22 protein-coding genes are annotated in these 26302 nt (G+C 48.5%); 16 read left to right on the plus strand and 6 right to left on the minus strand.

All coding sequences use genetic code 11. The features are described from left to right. Positions 1–112: 112 nt before the first annotated feature. Entirely contained in the window at positions 113–2035 is a 1923-nt protein-coding gene (locus LQ567_RS19085) for a beta-L-arabinofuranosidase domain-containing protein (RefSeq protein WP_231007245.1), read from the plus strand. Between the two features lie 19 nt (positions 2036–2054). Here LQ567_RS19085 and LQ567_RS19090 read toward each other — a convergent pair whose 3' ends face one another. Together LQ567_RS19090 and LQ567_RS19095 are read right to left on the minus strand one after the other, a co-directional pair. Next, the gene (locus LQ567_RS19090; RefSeq protein WP_231007246.1) at positions 2055–2885 is read right to left on the minus strand and encodes a hypothetical protein; all 831 of its coding nucleotides are present in this window, start codon (positions 2883–2885) and stop codon (positions 2055–2057) included. 93 nt (positions 2886–2978) lie between these two features. Continuing rightward, positions 2979–3806 carry a phytanoyl-CoA dioxygenase family protein gene (locus tag LQ567_RS19095; RefSeq protein WP_231007247.1) on the minus strand — a complete coding sequence of 276 codons (828 nt, stop codon included), beginning with the start codon at positions 3804–3806 and terminating at the stop codon, positions 2979–2981. A gap of 125 nt (positions 3807–3931) precedes the next feature. On the opposite strand from LQ567_RS19095, the gene LQ567_RS26215 reads away from it, so the two are divergent. From LQ567_RS26215 to tsf, 15 genes are all read left to right on the plus strand, one after another. Further along, positions 3932–4786 carry an AraC family transcriptional regulator gene (locus LQ567_RS26215; protein WP_231007248.1) on the plus strand — a complete coding sequence of 285 codons (855 nt, stop codon included), beginning with the start codon at positions 3932–3934 and terminating at the stop codon, positions 4784–4786. Between the two features lie 126 nt (positions 4787–4912). Next, entirely contained in the window at positions 4913–5692 is a 780-nt protein-coding gene (locus LQ567_RS19105) for a C1 family peptidase (RefSeq protein WP_231007249.1), read from the plus strand. Between the two features lie 145 nt (positions 5693–5837). Beyond that, complete coding sequence (locus LQ567_RS19110; RefSeq protein ID WP_231007250.1) at positions 5838–6953, plus strand: C1 family peptidase; 1116 nt, start codon at positions 5838–5840, stop codon at positions 6951–6953. Between the two features lie 27 nt (positions 6954–6980). Continuing rightward, complete coding sequence (locus LQ567_RS19115) at positions 6981–7349, plus strand: hypothetical protein (protein ID WP_231007251.1); 369 nt, start codon at positions 6981–6983, stop codon at positions 7347–7349. A 206-nt stretch (positions 7350–7555) separates the two neighbouring features. Beyond that, positions 7556–7861 carry a protease inhibitor I42 family protein gene (locus LQ567_RS19120; RefSeq protein WP_231007252.1) on the plus strand — a complete coding sequence of 102 codons (306 nt, stop codon included), beginning with the start codon at positions 7556–7558 and terminating at the stop codon, positions 7859–7861. A 113-nt stretch (positions 7862–7974) separates the two neighbouring features. Further along, positions 7975–8586, plus strand: coding sequence for an RNA polymerase sigma factor (locus LQ567_RS19125; RefSeq protein ID WP_231007253.1), 612 nt, complete (start codon positions 7975–7977; stop codon positions 8584–8586). Positions 8587–8704: 118 nt separating this feature from the next. Next, positions 8705–9943, plus strand: coding sequence for a FecR family protein (locus tag LQ567_RS19130; RefSeq protein WP_231007254.1), 1239 nt, complete (start codon positions 8705–8707; stop codon positions 9941–9943). Positions 9944–10129: 186 nt separating this feature from the next. Beyond that, positions 10130–13699, plus strand: a complete 3570-nt coding sequence (locus LQ567_RS19135) for a SusC/RagA family TonB-linked outer membrane protein (protein WP_231007255.1) — start codon at positions 10130–10132, stop codon at positions 13697–13699. A 19-nt stretch (positions 13700–13718) separates the two neighbouring features. Next, positions 13719–15155, plus strand: coding sequence for a RagB/SusD family nutrient uptake outer membrane protein (locus LQ567_RS19140; protein ID WP_231007256.1), 1437 nt, complete (start codon positions 13719–13721; stop codon positions 15153–15155). Positions 15156–15172: 17 nt separating this feature from the next. After that, a complete protein-coding gene (locus LQ567_RS19145; protein WP_231007257.1) occupies positions 15173–16291 on the plus strand; it encodes a TlpA disulfide reductase family protein in 1119 nt (372 codons plus the stop codon). 45 nt (positions 16292–16336) lie between these two features. Further along, positions 16337–17551, plus strand: coding sequence for a TlpA disulfide reductase family protein (locus LQ567_RS19150; RefSeq protein WP_231007258.1), 1215 nt, complete (start codon positions 16337–16339; stop codon positions 17549–17551). Positions 17552–18048: 497 nt separating this feature from the next. Continuing rightward, positions 18049–18492: a 50S ribosomal protein L13 gene (rplM, locus tag LQ567_RS19155; RefSeq protein WP_231007259.1), complete on the plus strand. Its 444-nt coding sequence runs from the start codon at positions 18049–18051 to the stop codon at positions 18490–18492. 56 nt (positions 18493–18548) lie between these two features. Next, entirely contained in the window at positions 18549–18938 is a 390-nt protein-coding gene (gene rpsI, locus LQ567_RS19160) for a 30S ribosomal protein S9 (RefSeq protein ID WP_231007260.1), read from the plus strand. A gap of 114 nt (positions 18939–19052) precedes the next feature. Then, a complete protein-coding gene (gene rpsB / locus LQ567_RS19165) occupies positions 19053–19964 on the plus strand; it encodes a 30S ribosomal protein S2 (protein ID WP_231007261.1) in 912 nt (303 codons plus the stop codon). A gap of 203 nt (positions 19965–20167) precedes the next feature. Beyond that, positions 20168–21004 carry a translation elongation factor Ts gene (gene tsf / locus LQ567_RS19170; RefSeq protein WP_231007262.1) on the plus strand — a complete coding sequence of 279 codons (837 nt, stop codon included), beginning with the start codon at positions 20168–20170 and terminating at the stop codon, positions 21002–21004. Between the two features lie 87 nt (positions 21005–21091). Here tsf and LQ567_RS19175 read toward each other — a convergent pair whose 3' ends face one another. From LQ567_RS19175 to LQ567_RS19190, 4 genes are all read right to left on the minus strand, one after another. Further along, positions 21092–24601, minus strand: coding sequence for an ABC transporter permease/M1 family aminopeptidase (locus tag LQ567_RS19175; RefSeq protein ID WP_231007263.1), 3510 nt, complete (start codon positions 24599–24601; stop codon positions 21092–21094). 4 nt (positions 24602–24605) lie between these two features. Further along, entirely contained in the window at positions 24606–25472 is an 867-nt protein-coding gene (locus tag LQ567_RS19180; protein WP_231007264.1) for an ABC transporter ATP-binding protein, read from the minus strand. Positions 25473–25552: 80 nt separating this feature from the next. After that, the gene (locus LQ567_RS19185; protein WP_231007265.1) at positions 25553–25765 is read right to left on the minus strand and encodes a helix-turn-helix domain-containing protein; all 213 of its coding nucleotides are present in this window, start codon (positions 25763–25765) and stop codon (positions 25553–25555) included. A 3-nt stretch (positions 25766–25768) separates the two neighbouring features. Next, the gene (locus LQ567_RS19190; protein ID WP_231007266.1) at positions 25769–26287 is read right to left on the minus strand and encodes a DUF2975 domain-containing protein; all 519 of its coding nucleotides are present in this window, start codon (positions 26285–26287) and stop codon (positions 25769–25771) included. Positions 26288–26302 lie beyond the last annotated feature (15 nt).

Genomic DNA, 26302 nt, shown 5'->3' on the forward strand with positions numbered 1-26302 from the left:
ACGATATGATTGAAGCGCATTGCCCTGCACAATAAATGCGGGGCAATTGCTGTTTTTGTAAAAAGATAAGGGCTTTGGCAGGCCCGTCCATTTTATTGAATACTTTTAAGACATGAAGATTTTTATTGGAGGGATTTTATCGTTACTGCCCCTGATTTTTTTCGGTCAAAATGCCCCGTTCCGGCTGCGGGAGGAGCGATTTAAAAAATTGCCCTTTGGCGCTGTAAAACCCGCAGGCTGGATCAAAGCGCAGATGGAAAAAGATATGCAGGGTTTTGCCGGGCATCTGGATCAGATTGTACCGGACCTGGTCAATGATCCCATTTATTCAACACGCCTGCATAAACACAGCAAAGCCAAGGACCTTGGCAATCTGAAGGAGGGCGATATCGGTGGGGACGACCAGTACAAATGGTGGAATTCAGAAACGCAATCGAACTGGCGCGACGGCTTTATCCGGAATGCCCTGTTGCTGGATGATGACACCGGTAAAAAACGGGTAAAGCAATACATAGATCATATACTGGCCACCCAGGATAGCGACGGCTACCTGGGTATCTATGACGCGGAACTGCGGTACCGGTTTGTATCTGAGAACGGAGAACTTTGGGCAAAGACCACCCTGCTGCGCGGACTGCTGGCCTACTATGAGGCCACGCGGGACAGCCGCGTCTGGAATGCAATTCGGCGGGCTGTGGATGATGTGCTGAAGCACTATCCCATCCATCATTCCGATCCTTTTTTTGCCGGGAAAGAATTTTCGGGCGGCGTAGCACACGGGCTTACATTTACAGATATCTGCGATGAAATGTACCGCCTTACAAAAGACGGGAAATACAGGGCCTATGCATTGTTCCTTTATCAGAACTTCTCCGCTAACTTTTCATTTGAAAAAGATGTGCAATGGTCCAGTATTTTTAACCCGGCGTATAAGTTGTCCGGCCATGGCGTGCACACCTATGAACACCTCCGACCCTTAACGGTTGCCGCTTTTAGCACATATGATTCCAACTATACTGCAGCCCTTAGCATTTATTTAAAGCGGATACAGGATGCTACTACGGTTGCCGGCGGCCCCATTGGCGATGAATGGATCGGCGGCCGGAAAGCCAATGCTGCGCAAACCGGCTACGAGTATTGCTCGCTGCAGGAATTGCTGGATAGTTATGCAGGCTTACTGCAAAAAACAGGTGTCGCCCGGTTTGCAGACCAGATCGAAAACACCTTCTTTAACGCCGCACAAGGCGCCAGGGATCCGGATCATTCCTGTATTGCCTATCTGAAAACCGATAATTCATACGCCATGACCGGGCCGCTGAATGGCGGTGCAAGCGGGGATGGGAAGCAGACCCGTTATAAATATTCCCCGGCACACAAAGATGCCGCGGTTTGCTGTGTGCCCAATGCCGCCAGGATTACCCCCTACTACGTTCAAAACATGTGGATGATGCAGGGCGACTCGGTATTGGTGGCTGCCCTGCTGGGGCCTTCCCGCGTGCAAACCCGGATCAACGGAGCGGCCGTTGAAATACATGCGGCAACCGCATACCCGTACGATCTGTCCTGTGTATTTTCGATACGTCAGGCCGGGGCCCGGGCGTTTACATTAAAAATACGGAAACCCGCCTGGGCAACGGCGGTTGAAACCGATCAGTCATATGTAGAAGAAAACGGTTTTATAGTGATCCGGAAAGCATTTAAAAAAAATGAACGGATCCGTCTGAAGTGGCATACGCAGGTTATGGACCGGGAAGATGCCGCAGGTGCACACTATTTTGCTTATGGCCCGCTGGTATATGCGCATCCCATACCGGCAGTGGCTGCTACCGGAAGCGTATATACCCCCGCGTTTAAAGATTATCTGTATATGCCGCGTATTAAAAAAGAATATACGTATATCCGCAATAACGGAGCAGTGTATAAACAGGGGGGCATACAGTTAAAGGCCCGGGAAAACAACTCAGCTACCGTGGAAACCCTTACGCTTGTTCCCATTGGCAAAACCATTTTGCGCCAGGCCGCCTTTATGGAGTAGTATTCCGGTCGTAGACTGCTCAATAATGCGCAAACGCTTGTTGCAGATAATCCAGCATGTTGATATTGATGGCCCACTGGTCGGCCAACGGCTGACCGTTATCCGGGTTTACCGGCATATAAGGTACCGGCCCGGCTTCGGTGCAAATGGTAAACGACATTGTTTGCTGCCGGTGATAGTCCAGGATGTGCTGCCACCAGGAAGTGAACCGGTGCAGGTATTGCTGACAGGCAGGAGCAAAGGGGTCTGGTAATTGCGGGCCATGTTCATATCCCACCCTTGCATGAATATGCCTGATATGGGGCGTGAGCTGCTCCAATGTATCTTGCTGGAAGGAAAGCATGCTTTCCGATACCGTGCACCAATGGGAATAATCGGCCACCAGTTCCAGTTGCGGAAACAACGCGATATATTCCGGCATCCGGTGTAACGCATAAGAGAAGCGGCCGCGGTGGGTTTCATGATATACCGGGATCTTGTATTGCCGGGAGAAATCTGTTGCCAATTGGAGAAGGGCGCAGTTTTCCCGGAAGCTGAAATAATCCCGGCCCGTATGGGAATTGATAAAAAGCGGGTCAAAGCCGGTCAGCAGTTTCAGCCGGGGAATCATGGCCTCCCGGAATTGATCAAATGTTCCGTGGTCTTCCTCAAGCACCATCTGGGCTACTACGATAAATTCTTTATGCTGCCGGCGGATCGCTTTTAAAAGCCTGATCCAATGATGTGGGTCCTGCAATCCGCCGGGATTGATCTCAATGCCATGATAACCGGCTGCGATTACTTTTTCCAAAAAAGATTCGGGTGCTAATTGTTCCTGTCCCCAATGCGGACAGAGATATTGAACCTGCATGCGGGTGATTTTTTAATAATGCCTGCCGGGGGCGCCTTGCACAACAATGATGCACATATGCTGATGCGGCACCGGTGTGCCGGTATAATGTGGTTAAGCCGGTTCGTACAATACCGGGTTAAGGGGGGTGTTGATGATCTCCCCGATCTCCGCACCCGGGCACCAGGTATCCCAGTCGTTCTGCTGGTTTTTATTTTCCGGTGCTTTCAAACGCATATCCCGGTCCATATAAATGATCGTCATTACCCGGCGCATATCATTTGTTGTGTTTGCGCCCGCGCGGTGAAACACCCACCCGGAATGAAAGCTGATCTCTCCCAGATCAAAAGCTTCAATAACGTGATGGAAATCGGTCACGCGCAACCGTTGCTGGATCAGGGTTTCGCTTTCATCGCCAATGGCCAGTTCCCTTCCTTCAACGATCTGGTGGCTGCCGGCACTAAACTCCAGCGGTCCCATTTCCAGCGGTGTTTCCTGCAAAGGGATCCAGGCTGTAATGGTTTTATCGGTTTCCAGCGGCCAGTAATACTGGTCTGCATGCCAGGGCGTAATGCCGCCGCCACCTTCTTTAAACAGGGCCTGATCGTGGTACATCCGCACGCCTTCCACCTGCATCAGGTCGGCCGCAATTTTGCCCAGGCGTTTGCTGAAAACCAGCGCCTGTACATCCTCATTTTCACGCCACAGGTTAAACAGTTGTAAAAAAGCTTTACCATAAGTATCCCGTTCCTGGAGCGTGGTTTTTGTGGTATTCATTTTTGCTACCTGCGCGGCAATTACATCACGGAAGCAGGCGATAGCTGCAGCGGAGAGTACCTGCTTTAATTTAATAAAGCGGTGCGTATCATAAAAGCGGATCTGCTCAGCAGTAAGTTCGTAAGGCTGTGCAAGCTCCCGGAGAATGGTTTCTGGTATTGCCATCGTTATAAGATTTTGATATAAAATTAATGGCTTTCGACAGTGATCTTCATCACTATATTGACAAAACATACACTATATTTTCCTTTTGTGTAAATTTATAAGCTCAATCATACAATATTGTACCAGTGAAGCCCAGTTTTGAGCATATTAACAGGATAGGAGCGGAAGAAAGCTTTGTCGTGTATGCGTATGAAACGGCGCATTTCCCGTTTAAATGGCATTATCACCCGGAGTATGAGCTCACGCTCATCACTTCAGGATCCGGCAAACGGCTGGTGGGCGATCATTATGCGGCGTTTGCTGCAGGCGACCTGGTATTGCTGGGAAGGAGCCTGCCCCATACCTGGACGAGCGAGCCGGCGCGGCAGCCTGCTTCAGCAATCGTGATCCAGTTCTCGGAAGCCTTTATTGCCCCGTTTCTGGAATACCCGGAGTGCAGGGGCATCTCCGGGCTTTTGCGAAAGTCGGAGAGGGGACTTTTTTTTGGGAAGCGAGCGGGCCAGGTAACGGAAAAGATCCGGCAGTTATCCAAAGCAGCAGGTATAGAAAAGCTGCTGGCGCTGATTGACGTATTGCATCACCTGAGCAAACTGCCGCCGGTAACGTTAAGTTCATCGGTGATGCCTCCTGCTTCAACTGGTACCGCAGAGGCACGTATCAACAAAGTATTTCAACACCTTTACCGGAATTATAAAAAGCCGTTACATATCGAGCAGTTTGCCCGGCTCATCCACCTGTCGCCGGGGGCATTCTGTAAATTTTTTAAGAAAATCACGGGCAAAACTTTTTCCGATTATGTAAATGAATTGCGGATCTCAAAAGCCTGTACCCTGCTGCTGGAAACCGACCGGAACATCACCCATATAGCCTATGATGTGGGCTTTGAAAGCATTACCTATTTCAACCGGGTTTTTTTCAAAAAGAAGGGCGCAACACCGCGTGCCTTCCGGGCGCAGGTAAAACACTGGAGAATGCATTAAACACCCCCGTAAAAATACGGTACACGAAGCGTACTATCCCTTTCGCCCAATTCAGGTATTGACATCCCTTGTGTGGCAACGTAATATTGTATCATTAAAAGATACACCACACCAAAAATAAAAACCATGGCAAAGCCTTCTCAACAACTGCCCCACCGCTCACTGGGCTGGATACCCGACCTTCCCGATGCAAGAGATTTCCTCTATGCGGCGCCGCTTAAAATCATGCAGCAACTGCCGGTTAAAATCGATCTGCGAAAAACCTGTCCGCCGGTATATGATCAGGGAAGCCTGGGTAGCTGTACCGCCAATGCCCTGGGTGCCGCATTTGAATTTGGAAAAAAGAAATTGCGTAAAAAAACGTTTCGCCCCTCCCGGCTGTTTCTTTATTATAATGAACGGGTAATGATGAATACGGTGCAGTCTGACAGCGGCGCCTACCTGCGCGATGGGATCAAATCATTAAACAAACAAGGCATTTGTCCTGAAAAAGACTGGCCCTACAAGGAAGCTGCATTCGCGCAAAAGCCACCGGCTGCCTGCTATAAAACGGCGCTCGGTAACCAGGTACTGTCTTACTGGAGGGTACCGGTGAATCTTACTTCCATAAAAGGATGCCTGGCAGAAGGATATCCGTTTTCTTTTGGTTTCAGTGTGTATGAAAGTTTTATGGCCCGTAAGGTTGCAGACACCGGTATCATGCCACTGCCCAATATCGCAACAGAATCCATCATAGGCGGTCACGCAGTATTGGCCGCGGGCTATAATGATGCCACACAAATGGTGCTGGTGCGCAATTCCTGGAGCAAAAAATGGGGTATTGGCGGTTATTTCTGGATGCCCTACACATATATTTCGAACCCCTCGTTCTGCCAGGACTTCTGGACCATCCGCGATGTAGAATAGTTTGCCCGATCATAAAATTTATGACTGTAACGGCAGTTCAACCGGTTTGAATCCGTAATGGGAATACATATGCCTGCCAGTACCGGCGGAAACCACTTTCATGTAAATCATCAAATTCAATTTTTTAATAAACAAAAACAAACACATGTCAAAGATCAACGTTGCGGCCATTCAGTCGTCCATCACTGAATCGGGCTTAACCTGGCAAGCCGCCAATAACGAATTTACCGCTATGACGGAGGCGGAACGTAAGTATTTCCTGGGTTTTACACCAGGACCTAAGGAGCGGTCGCTGGCAGCCCGGGAAGATGCTTCGGAAAAAGCCCTTCGCTCTTTTCAGCTGTCTGCGGCAGGAAAGGGTATTAAAAAGAAAAAAGCATTTGGATATCCAACCATCTTTGACTGGCGCAACAGAAGCGGTCAAAACTTTGTTACGCCCATCAAGAACCAGAGTTCCTGCGGATCCTGCGTGGCTTTTGGAACCATTGCCACTGCAGAAACAGCCTACCGCATCCAGCGGGGCAACGCTGCGCTGGCCATTGATTTTTCAGAAGCACAATTGTTTTATTGCTATGCAAAAAGCGAAGGACGCAACTGTGCCAATGGCTGGTGGCCGGATCGGGCGCTCATCGCCTTCCGGGATAAGGGGCTGGTGGATGAAGCCTGTTTTCCTTATACCCCCGGTGATCAGGCCTGTAATACCTGTAGCAATGCAGCAGACCGGTTATTGAAAATAAGCGGTTTTACAAAACTTACCACCACTGCCGCTATGAAAGACTGGATCAGCACCCGTGGAGCCCTGGTAGCCTGCTTTACCGTATATACCGACTTCTTCAGCTACCGCTCCGGTATCTACCGGAGGGCCAATAACCATGTGGAAGGCGGCCACTGCGTATCGGTAGTTGGCTATGATGATGTAAACCAGTGCTGGATCTGTAAGAACAGCTGGGGTGTTGGTTTTGGAGAATCCGGATTTTTCCGCATCGGCTATGGTCAGTGTGGCATCGACGCAGAAATGTACGGTGTTAATGGCATTGTAGAAACCTTGTGGACCGGCGCTCAGAAGATCATCGGCCTCTGGTCCAATGATGCGGCCAATAATGCATGGGCCTATATTGCCGATTTCGGATGGCGGAAGATTTCGCCTGCCAGCGATAACATTCACCTGAACCTGCTTACCCAATGCATTTCTGCAAAGAACCGCGGAGCTGCTGTAAGTATTCACCTTACCAACGGCGTTATCGACCAGATCTATAATTAAATATTTAACCGGATAAATAGTCATACAATGAATGCAGTTAAAAAGGCATCTGCCAAAAAAACAACAAAGAAAAGTGCAACCACTCCGGTTGCAGCCGTTACTACCACGGAAGTAGTGGCCGCAAAAAGGGCCAATGAACCAACCTTGCTGCCTCCCGGCGCCGGCGGACTTACCGCCTGGAACAATAATGTAAAAATTGTAGGTACCTGGGGCATTGCAGAAAATAACAATGCATGGCTGAATGTTAGCGGTATGGGGTTCCGCAAGATCAAGGAAAGCAATACCCAGGCATTGCTGGCCATTTTAATGATCGGGGCACATGCGCGCGATAAGAACAGCGTTGTAAACGTACGGACGGAAGCCGATAACAAGGTGTACGAAATATACGCCTGGTAGGACGTATCGTCAAAATCAATGGAATTGCTTTCTTTTGCCGAACAGCGGAAGAAGGCAATTCCTATGTACGGAACGCCCGGGGCAAAAAGTTATTTAATTTTAAATTTCAGCTGGTTTTGCGGATTCAATAACGGTGCTGGCTTTCACCGGATGGGTTTACAGGGAACGAAAACCACATGAAAATTTAAACAACTTCTTATAAAACCATGGAAAAGAAAATTACATTAAAAGTGAACGAGGTTTTTCAGCTGCAGCTGGATAGCCTCGGAGGCGCCGGGTACAGCTGGGTGGTTACTGAAAATAATGAAACGGTCACAAGTGTTACAATGACCACTGAAGAGGGTGCCGGCACAAAAAAACGCCCCCCCGGTGCGGCCGTAAAGCTGAAGGTGAAGATCCGCGGGCTGAAACCGGGCAATTCGCATATTACACTCGTACAAAAGCGCATATGGGAAACAGATACGGCCCCGGCTGATACCGTTGGGATCACGGTAACGGTAACCGAAAAATAACGTGGTGCGGCCATAACAAGCTACAGGCCGCGGCCCTTAAAAAAAGGGCCGGTTTGCGATGAACATCACAGGAATTTCTTCCGATAAAATCCGTACCTTTCTCCCAGCGATACATGAGAGCAACAGGTACACTCGAAGACTACAATTTATGGCAATCCTTAAAAGAGGGGAACCAGGAGGCGCTTGCCACCATCTATTTTACGCATTTTAAAAATCTATACGAATACGGCTTACGGATCGTGCAGGATAAAGAACTGGTCAAAGATGCGATACAGGATCTTTTTATAAAATTATGGACCAATCGCACCGGTTTTGAGGATATTTCGAAAATACGGCCCTATCTCCTTATTGCCCTCCGGTCTGGCCTTTACAATAAGCTGCAACAAAAAGAAAAACGGCCCGTTCGCCCGCTGGGTGCCGGCGAGGAATTTGACATGGTCTTTTCGGCCGAATCGATCTATATCGATAAAGAATCCTTTTCGCAACAGACCCAGCAGCTGGTACATGCACTAAACCAGCTTACGGCTAAACAAAAAGAAGTGGTATATCTGCGCTATTTTGAGGAACTCGATTACGAGGAAATCGCGAAGGTTATGGGCAGTTCCCTGAAGTCGGTATACAAATTAAAGGCCCGGGGGCTGGATGCACTCAAACAGCTGCTAAACATATCCAATACCTCCCTGGTGATGCTGTTTGCTGCCTGCAGGGCAGAGCTGTTTTCCTGAATCGGAAACGGTCCTCAAATACCATAAAAAAAATTTCAAAAAAATTTTCGCAGACGTGGGGTAAAATGAAAAGATCAACTGTCCTTTAAGAGGATGGCCTGTAAATAGGCTGGTTGTAATGGAGCATACAAACTATCATTCATATACTACGGCAGACTTTCTGGAGGACCGGCTTTTCCTGGAATGGGTAAAGTATAATACGCCCGGATCTGCAGCATTCTGGGAAGAGTGGATCAGCAGCGCTCCTGCAAACCTGGGTGCGATGCGGCAGGCAGCATTGCAATTAAAAGCGATTCTTTCTGTAAAAGAAGCCGGTATAGGGGACGATGAAATACAGGAAGTATGGACCCGTATCCGGCAGGGAATGCAGGCGCCGGCGGTGGGTAGGGAGGGTAAAAAAATGTTTGCCATAAGCCCGTCCTGGCTGAAACGGAGTATTTCGATTGCCGCTGTTTTCCTGGTCATCGCAGCAGCGGGTTATTTCTTTTTACTACGGCCGGCTTCAACGCAAAAGGATACCCCGGCCGGAGAAACGGCTACAATAAAAAACCGGGATATTGCCCCCGGCGGTAATAAGGCGGTACTAACGCTGGCCGATGGTGGCCACATTGTGCTGGATAGTGCACAGGATGGTACCCTGGGAGTACAGGGTGGCACCAAACTTATAAAGCAGCAGGACGGACAGCTGACCTACAACGCAGATGCGGCGAAGCCGGCGGGGATCCTCTATAATATGCTGAGTACGCCCAGGGGCGGCCAGTACCAGCTAACGCTGGCGGATGGTACCCGGGTTTGGCTAAACGCAGTTTCCTCTATCCGTTTTCCAACGGCTTTTACAGGTAAGGAGCGGAATGTGTCCATCACCGGGGAGGTGTATTTTGAAGTGGCACATGATGCAGCAAAACCATTTAAAGTAACCGTTAACGGAATGGCGGTGACGGTACTGGGCACGCATTTTAATATCAATGCGTACAGCGATGAGGATGCCATCGCCACTACATTGCTGGAAGGATCGGTTCTGGTTAGCCGAAACGGCGCCGCCAACCTGTTAAAACCCGGCCAGCAGTCGCGCGTGGATGATCGTGGAACGATTTCCATACAAAATGATATCGATATCAACCAGGTGGTGGCCTGGAAAAACGGATTCTTCCAGTTTAAGGAAGCCGATATGGAAACCATTATGAAACAACTTTCAAAATGGTATAACATGGACGTCGTTTTTGAAGGTTCCAAGCCATCAGCTGTTTATACGGGCCGGGTACCACGGAACTTAAGTCTCAGCGCCTTATTGAAGGTACTGGAGTTAAGCGAGGTACGCCTTGATGTGGAAGGCAACCGGATCATTATAAAAAAATAAGACCGGGGCTCTTAATGCCGGAGCAGATTGCAGCTCCGGCTACCATCAGGCTCCGGTTTATACCCATAGAAATACGCGGTTTTCCCGGAGCGGGGCTATTGCCGCCTGCGATCATATTGCAGGCGGAGGGGGAACCGGTAAACCAAAATTAATATTCATCAATTCCAAAAAAAACAAAGAAAAGTCATGAAATTTGAAGTTGTCAATTCTTTGGTTTCCAGCGGCAGGGGTGTTGCTGTACGTCAATTTTTCCGGTCAAAAAAAACGATTCTTTCCGTGAAGTTCAGTTTTATTCTGCTAACAGTTGCCTGTATGCAGGTGGCGGGCCGCGGTGTTGCCCAAACGGTAAATATTACCGGCCGGAATATAACGCTTGAGAAGGTCTTCAGTTTAATTGAGCACCAGACCGGCTATAGTTTCTGGTATAATGCAGCATTGGTCCGGAAGGCAAAAAAAGTCAACCTCTCCCTAAAGGACGCGCCACTGAATGAAGCGTTGAATGCCTGTTTGAAGGGACAGGAACTCAGCTACCGCATTGTAGAGCGGGTGATCATCATACGACAGCAAAACGAGCCGCCGCCGCAACCGGTACCAACGGTACCTGTTGTAATCGGCCTGAGAGGTATCGTTAAGGATGAAGATGGCCGGCCGCTGGAATCCGTAACGGTAAAAAATCTTCGGACAGGGAAAGCAACCGTTACCGGTGCAGATGGCGGGTTTTTGATTCCGGCAGAAGTGGATGATGTGATTGAATTTACGTTCGTGGGCCATGCTCCGGAGCGGTATAAGGTTACGGCCGGCGACAACAATATCCAGGTCCTGATGAAAATACAATCCGGCGAATTGTCTGAAGCGGTAACGGTGGGTTATGGTACTACCCAAAAGAAAGATCTTACCGGTTCTGTAGCTGTGGTAAAGGGCAAGGATATCCAGGATATTCCTTTTATAACCGTTGATAACGCACTGGCCGGTAAGGCGGCAGGGGTGCAGGTGGCCAAAAGTGACGGCACTCCGGGTGGTGCCGTTCGGGTACGTGTACGAGGTACTACTTCCATGCTGGGCGGTAATGATCCCTTATATATTATTGACGGTATTCCCATACAGCCGCAAAACAATTATATGAACCCGGGATTTGATGTAAGCAATCCTGTAGGTAACGATGTTACCGGTTCCGGCGGTGTAGCGGCCGGTATGCAGGCGGCTTTTGTAAACGGGCTGAACGGTCTGGGAGGCATTAACCTCAATGATATCGAAACCATCAGTATCTTAAAAGATGCCTCTGCTACTGCCATCTACGGTTCAAGAGCTGCTAACGGGGTGATCATTATCACCACGAAGAACGGCAAAAAGGATATGAAACCCCAGGTTAGTTTTAATTATTATACTACGTACAGTAAGCCGATCGTGGCCAAAGTGCTCAACGCCGATCAATATAAAATGCTCCTGATCGAAGGCGGAAAAAATGCGTACGCCTACCTTGATTCCACCGGACAGAACATTCCCGATGAGCTGGATGCGATCGTAAATCATGCAGACAGTTATTTTGGGAAAGCCCATACCGATTGGGTGAAGCTGGCTACAAGAAATACCTTTTCCCAAAATGCAGAAGTGTCGTTACAGGGCGGAAGTGCCGCCACCACCTACTATACTTCCCTGGCATATACCTATATGCCCGGCACCCAGATCAATACAGACTATCGCCAGGTGACCGGTAACCTCAAGATCTCCAGCGAGATCGGGAAAAAGTTCAAATTCGGAACCAACCTGTTCCTCGGCTCCATCGATCAGGATATATCTAACGGGGTTTACGGGCAGGCGCTTCGTGCAAGACCCGATCTGGCCCCATACGATTCTACCGGGAGCTACACCAGTTTCCAAAACATCGGCTACAGTTACCAGGGGTTCCAGAACCCGCTGGCATTGGCCAGTTCGCTCAATATCGGCAAAACGTTCCGCCTCCTGGGTTCGTTTAATGCGGCTTACGAATTGACAAAACACCTGAAGTGGAACGGAATGGTGTCCCTGTTTATGGAACATTATAACCAGCAGAATTATACGCCCAGTTATGTAAGCATCGGAAGCTTTTATGGCAATGTGCAAAACAGCGGCGGCATCGGAAGTAATTCCAATATGCGGAAGAATAACTGGACGATATCCAATAACCTTACTTATAACAATGTTTTTAACAACAAGCATCATCTGGATGTGGTGGCAGGTACGGAATATATTACAACCCGTACCAGTTTCTTCAGCGCAACGGCCACAGGGTTCCCGAATGATGATGTGCTCAACAATCTCTCCTCAGCTACCACACCTTTAATAACACGGGCAGATGATCCGCAAAAACCACAGAGTTACCTGTTATCTTTTTATATGCGGGCAAACTATACCTTCCGGGATAAATACCTGTTTACACTTACCGGCCGGGCCGATGGCTCTTCGAAATTCGGAACCGATGATAAATGGGGCTACTTTCCTTCCGGGTCCGTAGCCTGGCGGCTTTCGCAGGAAAATTTTCTGCGGGATGTGGCGTGGATCGATGACATCAAATTAAGGGCAAGCTATGGTACGGTGGGTACCCAAAACATCGGGGACCAGATGTACCGGACCTTGTACAGCCCGTTTATGTATGGAGGCAGCAGCGCCCTGGTACCCAACCAGCTGGGGAATCCCGGCATCCGGTGGGAATCTACAAAAGAGTCGAACCTGGCTTTGGACCTGGGCTTCTTTAAGAACCGCCTGCAGGCTACGGTAGAATATTATAACCGGCTTACAGACGGTGCCCTGTTATCGCTGCCTGTGGCGCCCAGCAGTTCCTATGGATCGCTATTGGGTAATGTGGTAAGTTTTAGAAATAAGGGTATCGAGATGAACCTTCAGGGAGATATCATCCGCTCGAAGGATTTCCGGTGGAATGCATCGTTAAATGCTACCTGGGGTAAATCGATCGTCACCAAATTACGTGCCGATGCCAACCTTGGCCAGATTGGTAATGCATCGGGTGTGGAAAGCGGTAACACGACCTTTATAGAAGGACAGCCGCTGGGCCTGATCACCGGTCTTAAAGTAACCGGTGTGATCCGGAACCAGGCGGAACTGGATGCCTATGCTGCGGAGCTGGGTATTTGGCGCGACTTTATTTTTCCCAATCTCGCCATCGGCGATCCGATGTTTGTATTAGATACATTAGAAACGATCCCCGGTTTGGGCAGCGGACGCTATCCGGCTTTTAACCAGGTTATCGGCCATGGCGCACCCAAATGTTTTGGTGGTTTTACACAGGGGTTTTCTTATAAGAATTTTGACCTCAACTTTTATTTTACTTTTTCTTACGGCGGACAGCTCATGTGGGGCGATCATGTTTCCAGTATCAATATGGTAGGTACTTCCAATGCCAATGTGGTACGGCTTGAGCGATACTACCCCGGTAATACCGGTGCCGGTTTGCCGCGGTTGTATTACGATGGTCAGTCGCTGCTGTATAATACCAATCTGAGTGTATTTAATTCTTCTTATCTGAAGCTGCGTACCCTGATGCTGAACTACCGGTTTAACACCGTTGGCTGGATGCAGCGGGCAGGTGTACGCGCCCTTTCGGTATACGCATCGGCAAACAATATTTTCACCGCTACCAGCTATCCGGGAAATGATCCGGAAACGTCGAATGATCCATATAGCGTGGGCGGTGGCTATTTTGATATCAGTAACTACCCTACTACAAGATCCTTTGCGGCCGGGGTTAAACTGGGTTTTTAATCAACATAAAAAAGGAACAATGCGAAAAAATATAATAGGCAGGATCATCTTAGGCTTCGCCCTGGCAGGCCTGGCAGCCGGTTGTAAAAAGCAGCTGAATGTATTTCCTACCACTTCGGAAGTAGACGGAATGGTGATTACAGATGCTAAAAGCGCAGCCACAGTGCTTAACGGCGTGTATTACCGGTTTGCAAATTCCGGTGCCGATAATAATGATGCACCCGTCATCAAATGGGACCAGGTATCGGAATGGAGGTACTCGCAGCTCTGCGGATCGGCAGCGGTACAGCAGTCCATCGACCTTCCGCTTTCCGATCACAGTTATAACGCAACAGATGGCGTGGCGCTGATGTTTTGGACCTATGGTTATTCCCTGGTAAATGCCGCCAACGGATTTCTTAAAAACATCGATCCGCTAAGCAATATCCCGGATGCCTCAAAAAAACAAATGATCGCCGAGGCGCGTTTTTTAAGAGCCTATGCCAACACGTACCTGTTGCTGAATTTTGGTGAATTCTATGATCTGAACAGCGCCTATGGCATCGTGCTCCGGGATGCGTTCGTAAAACCGGATAATATCCGCAAATCGAGAAGTTCCGTAAAGGAGGTATATGATTTTATTCTTGCGGATCTGAGTGATGCGTGGATTGATGCGCTGCCCGACCGGAATACAAAAAACTTTTATACCAACAAATGGGCTGCGAAGCAGTTAAAAGCAAGGGTGCTGATGAACCGTGGCACTGCAGATGATTACAACCAGGTGATCAGTCTAACACAATCGATCATTGCGGGCAGCCCCTATACCCTGGAGCCGAATACAAAAGATATTTTCTGGACGAAGGGTACGGCAAGCAATGAGGTGATGCTGAGCGTGGCACCCGTTGCCGGCCAGGGCGCCAAGTACCAGAGTTACCTGTATTATATTACGGCCACCCCCAGCGCTTTTGGTCAAAGCCTGTTTGCAAATGACCCGCGCAATACCTGGGTATATCAAACAGTAAAGAACCGCAGCAACCGGAATGTGCTTGCATTTACCAAGTATTACCCCGGGCCCACCACCGGTTTGCAATCCATGGCAATCACAGAAAACGGGTATGCGTTCCGGCTTTCAGAGGCCTATCTGCTGCAGGCAGAAGCCATCACTGCAGCGGCCGGAGGCAACCTGGAAACAGCACGCACATTGCTGAAAACCGTAATGGGACGCTCGGGCGTTACCAATTTTTCTGAGGTGGATGCCGCTGCTGCGGCTTCAAAGCTCAGAGAAGTGGTGGTAAAGGAAACGATGCGGAATTTTATCTGTGAAAGCGGGCTCGACTGGCAGGCCATGCGGCGATTGCCGTTTGCAACGGTGCAGAGCTGGCTGCCGGTTATCAAGGCGAAAAATCAACTGATCTTTCCCATCCCGCAGTCAGAAATAAAATCGAATGACCTGATACAACAAACTCCCGGATTTTAAACATAAAAAACACGAACATGAAGCAATTATTATGGATAGGGTTGAGCATGCTGTCGTTAACCGTTACAGCACAATCAGAACAGGTAACCGTTAAGGCCTCTATAAAAGGAACGGAACCCGGTAAGTGGGTTTATTTCCGCGAGCAGGGCGGTGGCAATAAAAAAGACTCGGTAAAAACAGTGGCCGGTGGTTTTACGTATACATTGGATATCCCCAGGGGTGAAGGAAATATGTTTTTTATCAATATGGGGAAGGGATTCGAGGATCCCAATGCCTATACCATGGTTTATCTGGATAAGGGAGCTGTAAATATTGCCGGCGAGGGGCCTGGTTTTAAAGAGGCACGTATTACGGGAAGCGCGGGCCTGATGGATTACCAGGCGTTTGAAAAATTCATCAAAACGGCACCGGAATTAAGTACGGCAGATTCGGTATTTAGCAAGGCCAATGAACTGTACCGGAACAAGGACACTGTTGCGCTGAATGCGTTGCAGACCGTTATAACGCAGCTGCGCACAACCAGAACCGAGTTGATGAAAAAATGGATCAGTGAGCATACACAGTCTGCGGCCAGTACGGTGGTGCTTTCTCAAATACGGTTCGATCTGGGCGAGGGTGAACTGGAAACGATTTTTAATACCCTGGATGCTACTGCAACCGATAACGCCCCCGGAAAAAATATTGCCCGGAGTATCGCAGTTGCAAAACTTACAGGTATTGGTCAAACGGCGATTGATTTTACACAGAATGATACCCTGGGCAAGCCGGTTTCCTTAAAGGATTTCCGGGGAAAATATGTATTGCTGGATTTTTGGGCCAGCTGGTGCCGGCCCTGCCGTGCAGAAAACCCCAATGTGGTGGCCATGTATCAGAAGTACAAAGACAAAAATTTTACCGTGCTCGGGGTTTCGCTGGATCAGCCGAATGCAAAAGAAAAATGGCTGGAGGCAATTCATAAAGACCGGCTTACCTGGACGCATGTTTCCGATCTGAAATTTTGGGACAACGCCGTGGCAAAACAATATGATGTACAGGGTATTCCTGCCAATTTTTTAATTGGGCCCGACGGAAAAATTATTGCCCGGGACCTGCACGGGGATGAACTGGGTAACAAGCTGGCGGAGCTCCTGAAATAGCCATACAAAGAAAACAATACGGGATGCCGTAATAATATAAAAGATATGAAAAATAGAATGACGTTGAACCTGTGTTTTGTATTGCTGAGCGCCGCCGCACAGGGCCAGGCTCCGGAAAAAAACTTTAGCGTGCAGGGCACGGTTATCGGGGCTTCGGAAGGCAAGGTGGCGCTTCATTATGAAAAGAGCACCGGCACACGGGTTACGGATAGTACACAGGTGGTAAACGGCCGCTTTGTTTTTGAGGGAACCATTAAAGAGCCAACCAATGCCTGGCTGGAGAACCGGTTGCAGCTCGCCGGCAAGGACCGTCAGAACGGCCGGCAATTCTTTTTGGAACCGGGCACGGTAACCATTATGGTCCCGGCAGATAATTTTGAAAAAGCAACGGTCACCGGTTCTGAAATCCAGGAAGAAGCCAATGGGTTAAAAGCAAAAGTGGATGCTGTGTATGCTGAAATGAAACCGCTTTCGGATGCCTATTCGGTGGCCAATAAGGAGATACGGCTGGCGGAGCAAAATAAACGGCCGGAGGCAGAGGTCGATACCCTGAAGTACAGGGCTGCAGCCATTCATGCCCAGTTTGATCCGTATTTTCAGCGGATCGCCAGGATCCATTACGATTTTTTTGACGCGAACCCCAGTTCCTATGTTACCGGGTACAATTTGCGCTATTATACCGGCCGCTGGGGACTGGATACATTGGAATATTTCTACAATAAAATGAATGCGGAGCTGCAGCAAAGTGCAGGCGGAAAGGACCTGGCTAAGGAAATAAAAAAGTTGAAAGCCGGTTCTCCCGGTGCCATGGCCGCCAATTTTACAGCCAAAGAGCTGAAGGGAAAAAACATAAGCCTGGCTGATTTTAAAGGGAAATATGTATTGCTCGATTTTTGGGCCAGCTGGTGTGTGCCCTGCAGGAAAAGTATGCCGCATATGAAGGAGCTGTATGCCGCATATAAAGCAAAGGGACTGGAGATTATTGCGGTGGCGGATGATGACAGCGATCATGATGCCTGGAAGAAGGCCATTGAGAAGGATGGCACGGGGAAATGGTACAACGTGCTGCGCGGCCTGAACTGGGATAAGATCAACAAGGGCGAAGAGAATCCGGATGATATCAGTGAAAAATTTGGCATCCACTCCCTGCCCACCAAGATCCTTATCAACCGGGAGGGAACGATCATCGGCCGCTATGAGGAGTCGAATGAAGCCTCACTGGACGGAAAGTTGGCCGAGGTGTTGGGCAACGGTAAATAACCGGTAGTGTAAGAAGGCGGCCCGCCGGAATAACCGCAGCGGCATAACCGATCTCAGGGAAATTTAAACGGCCTACGTATATATAGAGTGCATACCTGTTGGAATTTGGGTTCCGCAGGTATTTTTTTATGCCCGGCCGGTTCGTAGGGAAGGGCATCGGCTGGGTTTCAGGGAATGAGACAGGGAGCAAAAGGACGATCGTTGCGCCTTTTTCTGGTTCCGGGATGCATATAAGGGCTGTTTTAGATACCGGGGCTTATGATCCGCCCACACAGATTTTTTCCCGTTCCTGGGTGGTGTTAGGCTGAAATTACCGGCATGATAGGCATTGATATATTTTTTTGATCAAAATTATTACTGAAAATCAGTTCGTTGCAAAGGAGTGGTTAAAAATACTTTCGTTTTTCATTGTTTTTTAAACAATACTCGTCTACCTTTGCACTCCCTTAGAAAAAGGGCCGGGGGATAGCCCGGGTCACTAAAAAATAAATTTTAAAATGAGTAAACAACATTTCACTACGAAACATGCGAACGAGGCTACCGTGCAGCGTAACTGGTACGTTGTAGATGGTACTAATCAAACTGTAGGACGTATGTGTTCCCGTATTGCTGCTATTTTACGCGGAAAAAACAAAGCCATTTATACACCTCATGTGGATACCGGCGACTACATCATCGTGATCAACTGCGAGAAAGTAAAGCTTTCCGGTAGCAAAATGGATCAGAAAGTATATGACACCTACAGTGGTTATCCTGGCGGTCGTAAAGAAGAAACAGCATCTGATCTGCAAAAACGTCGCCCGGAAGTGATTATTGAGCGGGCTGTAAAAGGGATGCTTCCTAAAAATCGTCTGGGCCGTAAGATGTACAAAAAATTATTTGTATATGCCGGCGGTACCCATCCGCATATTGCACAACAACCCAAAGAACTGAAGTTCTAAATCACCAATTCCAAATCACATCCCGATAATGATCGGGACCAAATAAGAAATAAATAATGGAAAAGCAAAAAAATGCTGTAGGACGTCGTAAAGAAGCCATTACCCGCGTTTTCTTATCTAAGGGTACTGGTAACATTACCGTTAACGATAAAGACTATAAAAATTATTTTTCCCTGGTATACCTGCAAAACCAGGTAGACCGCCCGCTGAGAACCGTTGAAGTAGCTGATAAATTTGATGTAAAGATCACAGCTACCGGCGGAGGCGTAAAGGGCCAGGCAGAAGCGGCCATGCTGGGTATTGCCCGTGCACTGGTAGAAGTAAATGCTGAGTTCCGCCCTGCATTAAAAGCGGCCGGGTTATTAAGACGGGATCCCCGTTCTGTTGAGCGTAAGAAATTTGGTCACAAAAAAGCAAGAAAGAGCTACCAGTTCTCTAAACGTTAACAACGTTTGTGGTTTATGGTTTGTAGTTTATGGTTGTTCATACCTTTTAAAACTGCTCAACCATCGCAAACCAGCAATAAACAATAAACTAAAAACGATAAATATTTTTAATAGATGGAAAATAATAATACATCCTTACAACAGCAGCTTCTGGAAGCAGGTGTACATTTCGGTCACTTAAAAAAGAAATGGAATCCTAAAATGTTGCCGTACATTTTTGCTGAGAAAAAAGGCATTCACATCATCGACTTAAACAAAACCGTAGAATGCCTGCAGGAAACTGCAGCTGCAATGAAACAAATTGCACGCAGCGGTAAGAAAATACTTTTTGTAGGTACTAAGAAGCAAGCGAAAGATATTGTAACTGAGTGCGCACAAAGAGTAGGAATGCCTTATGTAACCGAGCGTTGGCTGGGTGGTATGCTTACCAATTTCAATACCGTACGTAAGTCGGTTAAGAAAATGCAAAGCATCGAAAAAATGCTGGGTGATGGTTCTTTCGACAGCATTACAAAGAAAGAGCGTCTGACATTAACCCGTGATAAAGAGAAAATGGAAAAAGTATTGGGAGGGATCGCCCAGCTGGGTCGTGTTCCTGCTGCTTTGTTCATCGTGGATATCGGTCATGAGCACATCGCGCTGGCTGAAGCAAAACGCCTGGGCATCGGTACTTTTGGTGTGGTAGATACCAACGGAGATCCTAATAAAGTTGATTTTGCAATTCCTGCAAATGATGATGCTACTAAATCTATTGCCATTGTTGTAAACTACATCACTGCTGCAATTGCAGAAGGATTGAGTGAAAGACAAGCTGCAAAAGATGAGGATGTAGAAGATAACTTTGCAGACGAAAAAGAAAAACAAGCTGCAAAAATGCAGGCTGAAGCGGAAGCTGAAGCTGGCCGCGGCGGTCGTGGACGCGGAGCCGGTACAAATGCCGGTCAGGGTCAGGGCCAGGGTCAGGGTCAACGTCGCAGAACAACTACCGGAGGTGGTGGTTCAAGAGGCGGAGCTCCCAGAAGATAATAAATGTTTAAGGTTTAAGGTTCAATGTTTGAATTTAAGGCAGGGCCTTAGAAATCAGATACTGAATCTTAAACCTTACTCACTTTGATCCGGTTCCGTAAGTAGGGTCAGGATTGATAACAATAAGATTTCATACATAAGTCCGGTTTAAGATCTGAAGTACCGAACTTCAAATCGTAAACTCCAAACTTTAAACAAAAACAATGAGTACAGTAACTATAACCGCACAGGATATTAATAAGCTGCGCCAGGCAACCGGCGCCGGTATGATGGATTGCCGTAAAGCATTAACTGAAACAAACGGCGATTTTGAAGCTGCGATCGACTGGCTGCGCAAACAAGGCCAGAAAGTAGCAGCAAAAAGAAGCGACCGTGAAGCAAAAGAAGGTGTAGTCGTGGCTCAAACTACAGCAGACAACAAATCGGGTATCGTTGTATGCGTAAGCTGCGAAACAGACTTCGTTTCTAAAAATGAAGACTTTGTTGCGTTTGTAAAAAGCATCGCAGATGCTGCAATCGCTAACGATATTAAAACCGCTGAAGAGCTGAATGCAGCAGAAATCGGCGGTGCCAAGATCGCAGACCTGGTAAATGATAAACTGGCGTCTATCGGCGAAAAGATCGGTATCACCAAATTCGAAAGAGTAGATGCACCTTATGTGGCTGCTTATATTCATGGTGCTTACCGTATTGGTGTACTGGTAGGACTGAATAAAGAGGCTGCTGAAGTAGGTAAAGATATAGCAATGCAGGTTGCTGCCCTGAGCCCGGTAGCTGTAGACGCAGCAAGCGTTCCGGCTGATGTGGTAGCACGTGAAAAAGCTGTGATCATGGATATCATGAAAGAAGATCCGAAGATGGCAGGCAAGCCGGAAGAAATGCTGGCTAAAATTGCCGAAGGTAAAATGGCTGCATTTTTTAAAGAGCAGACGCTGACCGCCCAGGCTTTTGTAAAAGATGCCGGTAAATCGGTAGCAGACTACCTGAAAGAAAGTGGTGATGTAACCGTTACCGAATTCAAAAGAGTAGCATTAGGATAAACCTACAGGTTTTGTAAAATAGCTTTAAGCACTCCGAAAGGGGTGCTTTTTTTATGCGCGTTTTCCCCTGGAGCGATACTGCAGGGTTTAAAGGATTGTTTTTTCCTTAGCTGCATCCGAGCGGTTCAGGAATTTAAGATCCGGATCCAGCACCACGCGCAGGGGCTTCTTTGCAAAGGAAAAATTTGTTTGAACCCGGTTGTGCACCGGCTGCAGTACCCGTTTTTCAGTAGCACCTCCGGCAAAACAGATCAGCACGTCGATGGGCTCATCAAAAGAAATGATGGTTGCATTTCCCTTTCCGTCTTCCCGGTATTTAGTAAGGGCCGCATCCAGTTTTAATGTGTAGGTATGATTTGTCTGCAGGCTTGCTGTGGCTGTTTCCAGCACCAGGTCGTAGGTAACCATCTGGCGGAACCATTCATTCAGTTTTGCCGTATCCGAAGGCGTTGCAACGGCGTATAGCGCCTCCAGGAGGTCGGTGGAAACCGGTACAGGCCGGGGATAAGTATGTTGCCGGTAAAAGTTCCTTAGAGCTTCGTTGATGCGCGCTTCACCCAGCCGCAGGTAAAGCTGGTACATAATCACCATTCCCTTGTCGTAGGAAAGATAGGATTGCGCCGGATGCTGCCGGAATAAGGGCCGTTCATCAGACAGGTTGCGGCTGCTGAGGTACAGGTCCTTGTGTACACTCACCCGGTCGGCAAGCACAACGTTGCCATACATTTTTTTGTAGCACATCAGTTCTGTATACATGGCCAGCGTTTCGGTCATCAGCGTGCTGCCTTCCCGCTCATCCGGCGCAATGCCGCTGTTGCCCCACCAGGCGTGTGCCGTTTCATGGCTTACCATTTCATTGATGATATCCTTTGCCGGATCCTTGCCGATCACATTGCGGTATCCGAATCCTTCATTGATGAATAAGCTGCCGGGGTAGGCCGTTCCTGCAAAGCCTTTGGTAAGCGCTGATATTTCCACGAACCGGGCGGTTGAAAAAGGGTAGGGACCAAAGTTGGTTGCACAATAGGCTATACTCTCACGTGCGGCTTGCATCAGGTGAGCGATGTTGCGGGCGTGCGACGGATCATAATACACTTCAATAACGGTATGGCCCTGCTGTTGCTTTTTAACCGCATACCGGGCGGATGCCACTGCAAACCGGAAGGGTACCGGTGCCGGAGTTTTGTAACGGTAATAATTGCGGGATCCTTTTTTCCATTGCCCCGTCAGCTCGCCAATGCTGATGGCCGTTTGGTTGTCATCAACCGATACTACGGCTTCAAAACGTACAAAGCCCGCATCTTTTTCCCGGGGCGATGCCAGGGGTAAGAGCCGGCCGGCCGTATCGAGCCCCAGTTTTTTACGAACCTGCTTGTCTTCAATTTCATTGCTGTTATTATACCCCGGTACCGGAAAGTACCGGCTGATGCGGATAAAGCTTCCGTTCCGGGCAATGGTGTTAAAACCAGCGGCCGGTTTAAAGGGATTGCCCTGGTATTCAAAACTGAATTGCAGGTTCATGCGATCATTGGGCATTAACGGGCGGTGAAGCTTAAATATATAATAACCGTATAGGGAGTCGGCTGCGATGCATTTGCCGCTGGGAAGCTGCCATTGTTGCCAGTGCATTTCCTTATCGCCATACATATAAAGCGTGTCGATAGGGGTATCGGTTTGATTAACCATCTGGTAACGGCCCTGCACCTTATAACCCCCTTTGCCGGGGTAAAGATCAATTGCCGCCGTTACATCGGTGATCACCGGCTGAGGCCTGTTTGCAATAAAGGCATATTTTTTTTCATAGGAACATTTCCAGTCTGTAAGAGTTTGCCGGTTCATAGACGGCGTGTTGATGAAAATAGTAGCGCCTGCATAAATAGCGGTACCTGCAGGCACGCACAATGTACAAAGCTTCCACATCCATGAGGCCCGGTTGCGGCTAACAGCACCCCGCCTGAACGCAATTGTGAGCATAAAAAGCAATAAGGTAATGCAGAGCCAGTACAACATCTGGTAATGAAAAGCAGTAAGGGTATTGTCAAAGCCATTCATTTCGCTATAAGCCCCCTGAAATGCATTGGCAAAGCGCAGCAATGGATGCTTCAGTCCAAGCAGGTTACCCATACTGGTGTTGGTTAGTAACACCACCAGCCCTGCAACCACAATGCCGGCATACTTATTTTTGATGAGCGCCTGTATGCAAATGATCAATCCTGCATTCAGGAATAAAGGCAGGCCGATAAGGTAAAACAGCGAGGTGTACAACGCCCAATTGATGGGCGCATTGTGCTTAATGAGCTGGATCAGCAGCCCCATGCCGATACCCGCCAGCAATAAGAGGAGCACCACTGGCAATAGCGACAACCATTTTGAAACCAGCAGTACTACCGAGTGAACGGCCGTGGTGTTTTCCAGCGCATCAAACCGGGTATTGCGGCTACGCCAGAAGAGCTCATTGCCATAAAACACCAGTACCAGCAGCGCCACCAGCGGCAACCCGGACAGGATCCCTTTAACGAGTACAGCGGTAGTGGCCAGGTGTTCCGGCAGCCGGCTGTTGCCGTTGATATCGCTGAAGGTTTCAATGCTCATAAAGCCCACCCAGCCCGCAAGGATCAGCCAGATAGGAATGCTTTTAATAATATTGTTCCACCCGATCGATACCAGGCTTTGCAGGCATTGCAGGTTATAACGCCGGGCGGTTGTACGGGTACTTACAGGGTGGTAGGGGTTATGAGGTACCACTGATGACGGGCGTTGTCTTCGGCTCCCGGCTTCAGGCTGTGGCTGCAATACAAATTTTTTATAGGCCAGTAAAAGCAGCAATCCGGATATGGCCAGGTAAAGCAAGCGGTTAATAAGCAAATGGCCGTGCAGTTGCAGCAACTGTGTATTGCGCTGGGGGGCGCTCCAGTAGCGGGTTTGCTCCAGGAAGGCCGATATGCCGAACGGATCTGCCAATGCGGCCATACGCATCGCCGAAGCCGGCATTGGTGTACTGTTGGCAATGATGGGTGAGTTGGCATAAAACGAAATGCCCCAGTAAAGAAAATAAACCAGTATACCAGATACATACACCAGCATCTTATTGCGGGTAAACAACCCGATGCTTACAGCTACTGCTGTGCAGAAAAGAATATTGGGCAGTAGCAGCATGAAAAAGGGCTGGATATATCGCAAGGGATGTATGGCATCCAGCTCATCCGGGTACTGCCCGGGCATCAGGTGACCCGCCATCATACCCGCTATCAGCAGCAGGTAGCAGAGGGCGCTCACCAGAAAAATAATACCGAACCGGCTGCATACATACGGGCCTTTGCGCACGGGTGTGGCGTAAAGGATCGACTCAAAGCGACTGTCTTTTTCGCGGAACAGGGTCTGCGCGGCCAGTATGGTAGTAGAGAAGATACATAGTAAGGACAGGATGCCTATGATATAATTAAGTACATACGTGCCGTTCTTAAAGGTGTTGGGAAAGGGGAAACGCGCCACCGTACCGGCTGCAAGGCCCAGCAATAAAAAGAAGAGAAGTAACAGATAAAATGATCGCTTCCTGCTGATGAACAGCCATTCAAAGTGGATTAACTGCCGGAACATAATTTCAGGATTGAGTGAGTTGGGTAAAATAGACATCCTCCAGGTCAGCCTGTTTGGGCAAAAAGCCATCCCCCGGTGTATCTTCTGCGTACACATTGATGTGCAGCTTTCCGGCCGTAAAATGCGATGAAATCACCCGGTGTGCTTGTTGCGCCTCATCTTTTTTGTCGATCCGTTTCGACCATATTTTTCCATCAAGCGCCTTCACAAAGTCATCGGGTCTTCCTGTTGCAATAAGGGTTCCGTTTTGAATAATGGCCATGTTGGTGCAAAGATTCCGCACATCTTCCACCAGGTGGGTAGAAAGGATCACGATCACTTGTTCACCGATTTCGCTGAGCAGGTTGTTAAAGCGGTTGCGTTCTTCCGGATCCAAACCTGCGGTAGGCTCGTCCACAATGATCAGCTGCGGGTTGCCCAGCAAGGCCTGCGCGATGCCAAAGCGCTGCCGCATCCCTCCGGAAAAACTGCTTACCGCTTTGTCTTTATGCGCATAAAGGTTGGTGCGTTGCAGTAAGGCGCCGATCTGTTCTTTCCGCTCTGCTTTTTGTGCAATGCCTTTCAGGATCGCCAGGTGATCCAGTAAAGTTGCAGCAGACAGCTTCGGATACACCCCAAAGTCCTGGGGCAAATAGCCCAGTTGTTTTTTAATAAGCACCGAACCCGGTGTAACGGTGCTGCCGTTAAAGATAATGCGGCCCGAGTCCGGTGACTGCAGACCGGCAATGGTGCGCATCAATGAAGATTTTCCTGCGCCGTTGGGGCCCAACAGGCCAAACATCCCATTCGATAATTCCAGGGAAATAGCATTAAGGGCTTTTACCCCGCCGGGGTAGGTTTTGCTAAGCTGTTCAATAGTAAGACGGTTCATGTGATCCGGTTTTGTAAAGACAATAAAATTCCCCGCAGCCTCGCGGCCGCATTTTTTATACCAGTGCTGTTATGATGGATTTAGCTTTCTTCCTCTACATATTCCAGTATATCCCCGGGCTGGCATTTCAGTGCTTTACAGATAGCCTCCAGCGAGTCGAAGCGGATGCCCCTGGCCTTGCCCGTTTTGAGTATGGATAAATTGGCGGGTGTAACGTTTAAAATTTCGGCCAATTCCTTTGACTGCATCTTACGTTTGGCAAGCATTACATCAAGGTTTATGATAATTGGCATGGTTTAAAATATTAAATCTTGTTCGTTTTGTAATTGTAGGCCCCGGCTAAAAATAACGGCCATAAAATAAGCAAAGATGCCCAACACCCAATGCAATACCGTAAGAATCACAATGGTGCTCACTTCATAATGATCTGCCAGGTGCCGTATAAGGAAGGGAAGCGGCGCCAGGAAATTGAGCAGGTAAAAAACTTTCAGCCGCTGTACGCCCTTTCGGGTAAAGAGTTTTTGCTCCCGGAACGTCTTAAAAATATTGCCAAGCATCCAGAAGAAAACGCCGTATAAACCGATAAACGCAATCATCTCAAAAATATAGATGAACCGGTACTCATCCCCTATTAAAAAATTAGTGGATGTAAACGGGTAATGCAGGGCAAAACGTTGTCCGCCATCCAGTGGGTGTACCATTTGATTGCTGAAAAGAAAGCAAACGATGATGTACAGCGCAGTAGCCAGGTAAGGAACCGCCAAAAGACGGGACAGATACAACAGAGCCGTAGCAATAACGCGAACCTTTTGCATTTGGAGAATTTCTGT

The organism is Niabella pedocola (genome assembly GCF_021044425.1).
GTDB classification, from domain to species: domain Bacteria; phylum Bacteroidota; class Bacteroidia; order Chitinophagales; family Chitinophagaceae; genus Niabella; species Niabella pedocola.

Bases quoted from the DNA above. Each gene is read 5' to 3' on its own strand.
- LQ567_RS19085 (WP_231007245.1), top strand. From the start codon at position 113: ATGAAGATTTTTATTGGAGGGATTTTATCGTTACTGCCCCTGATTTTT.
- LQ567_RS19090 (WP_231007246.1), bottom strand. From the start codon at position 2,885: ATGCAGGTTCAATATCTCTGTCCGCATTGGGGACAGGAACAATTAGCA.
- LQ567_RS19095 (WP_231007247.1), bottom strand. From the start codon at position 3,806: ATGGCAATACCAGAAACCATTCTCCGGGAGCTTGCACAGCCTTACGAA.
- LQ567_RS19105 (WP_231007249.1), top strand. From the start codon at position 4,913: ATGGCAAAGCCTTCTCAACAACTGCCCCACCGCTCACTGGGCTGGATA.
- LQ567_RS19110 (WP_231007250.1), top strand. From the start codon at position 5,838: ATGTCAAAGATCAACGTTGCGGCCATTCAGTCGTCCATCACTGAATCG.
- LQ567_RS19115 (WP_231007251.1), top strand. From the start codon at position 6,981: ATGAATGCAGTTAAAAAGGCATCTGCCAAAAAAACAACAAAGAAAAGT.
- LQ567_RS19120 (WP_231007252.1), top strand. From the start codon at position 7,556: ATGGAAAAGAAAATTACATTAAAAGTGAACGAGGTTTTTCAGCTGCAG.
- LQ567_RS19125 (WP_231007253.1), top strand. From the start codon at position 7,975: ATGAGAGCAACAGGTACACTCGAAGACTACAATTTATGGCAATCCTTA.
- LQ567_RS19130 (WP_231007254.1), top strand. From the start codon at position 8,705: ATGGAGCATACAAACTATCATTCATATACTACGGCAGACTTTCTGGAG.
- LQ567_RS19135 (WP_231007255.1), top strand. From the start codon at position 10,130: ATGAAATTTGAAGTTGTCAATTCTTTGGTTTCCAGCGGCAGGGGTGTT.
- LQ567_RS19140 (WP_231007256.1), top strand. From the start codon at position 13,719: ATGCGAAAAAATATAATAGGCAGGATCATCTTAGGCTTCGCCCTGGCA.
- LQ567_RS19145 (WP_231007257.1), top strand. From the start codon at position 15,173: ATGAAGCAATTATTATGGATAGGGTTGAGCATGCTGTCGTTAACCGTT.
- LQ567_RS19150 (WP_231007258.1), top strand. From the start codon at position 16,337: ATGAAAAATAGAATGACGTTGAACCTGTGTTTTGTATTGCTGAGCGCC.
- rplM (WP_231007259.1), top strand. From the start codon at position 18,049: ATGAGTAAACAACATTTCACTACGAAACATGCGAACGAGGCTACCGTG.
- rpsI (WP_231007260.1), top strand. From the start codon at position 18,549: ATGGAAAAGCAAAAAAATGCTGTAGGACGTCGTAAAGAAGCCATTACC.
- rpsB (WP_231007261.1), top strand. From the start codon at position 19,053: ATGGAAAATAATAATACATCCTTACAACAGCAGCTTCTGGAAGCAGGT.
- tsf (WP_231007262.1), top strand. From the start codon at position 20,168: ATGAGTACAGTAACTATAACCGCACAGGATATTAATAAGCTGCGCCAG.
- LQ567_RS19175 (WP_231007263.1), bottom strand. From the start codon at position 24,601: ATGTTCCGGCAGTTAATCCACTTTGAATGGCTGTTCATCAGCAGGAAG.
- LQ567_RS19180 (WP_231007264.1), bottom strand. From the start codon at position 25,472: ATGAACCGTCTTACTATTGAACAGCTTAGCAAAACCTACCCCGGCGGG.
- LQ567_RS19185 (WP_231007265.1), bottom strand. From the start codon at position 25,765: ATGCCAATTATCATAAACCTTGATGTAATGCTTGCCAAACGTAAGATG.
- LQ567_RS19190 (WP_231007266.1), bottom strand. From the start codon at position 26,287: ATGCAAAAGGTTCGCGTTATTGCTACGGCTCTGTTGTATCTGTCCCGT.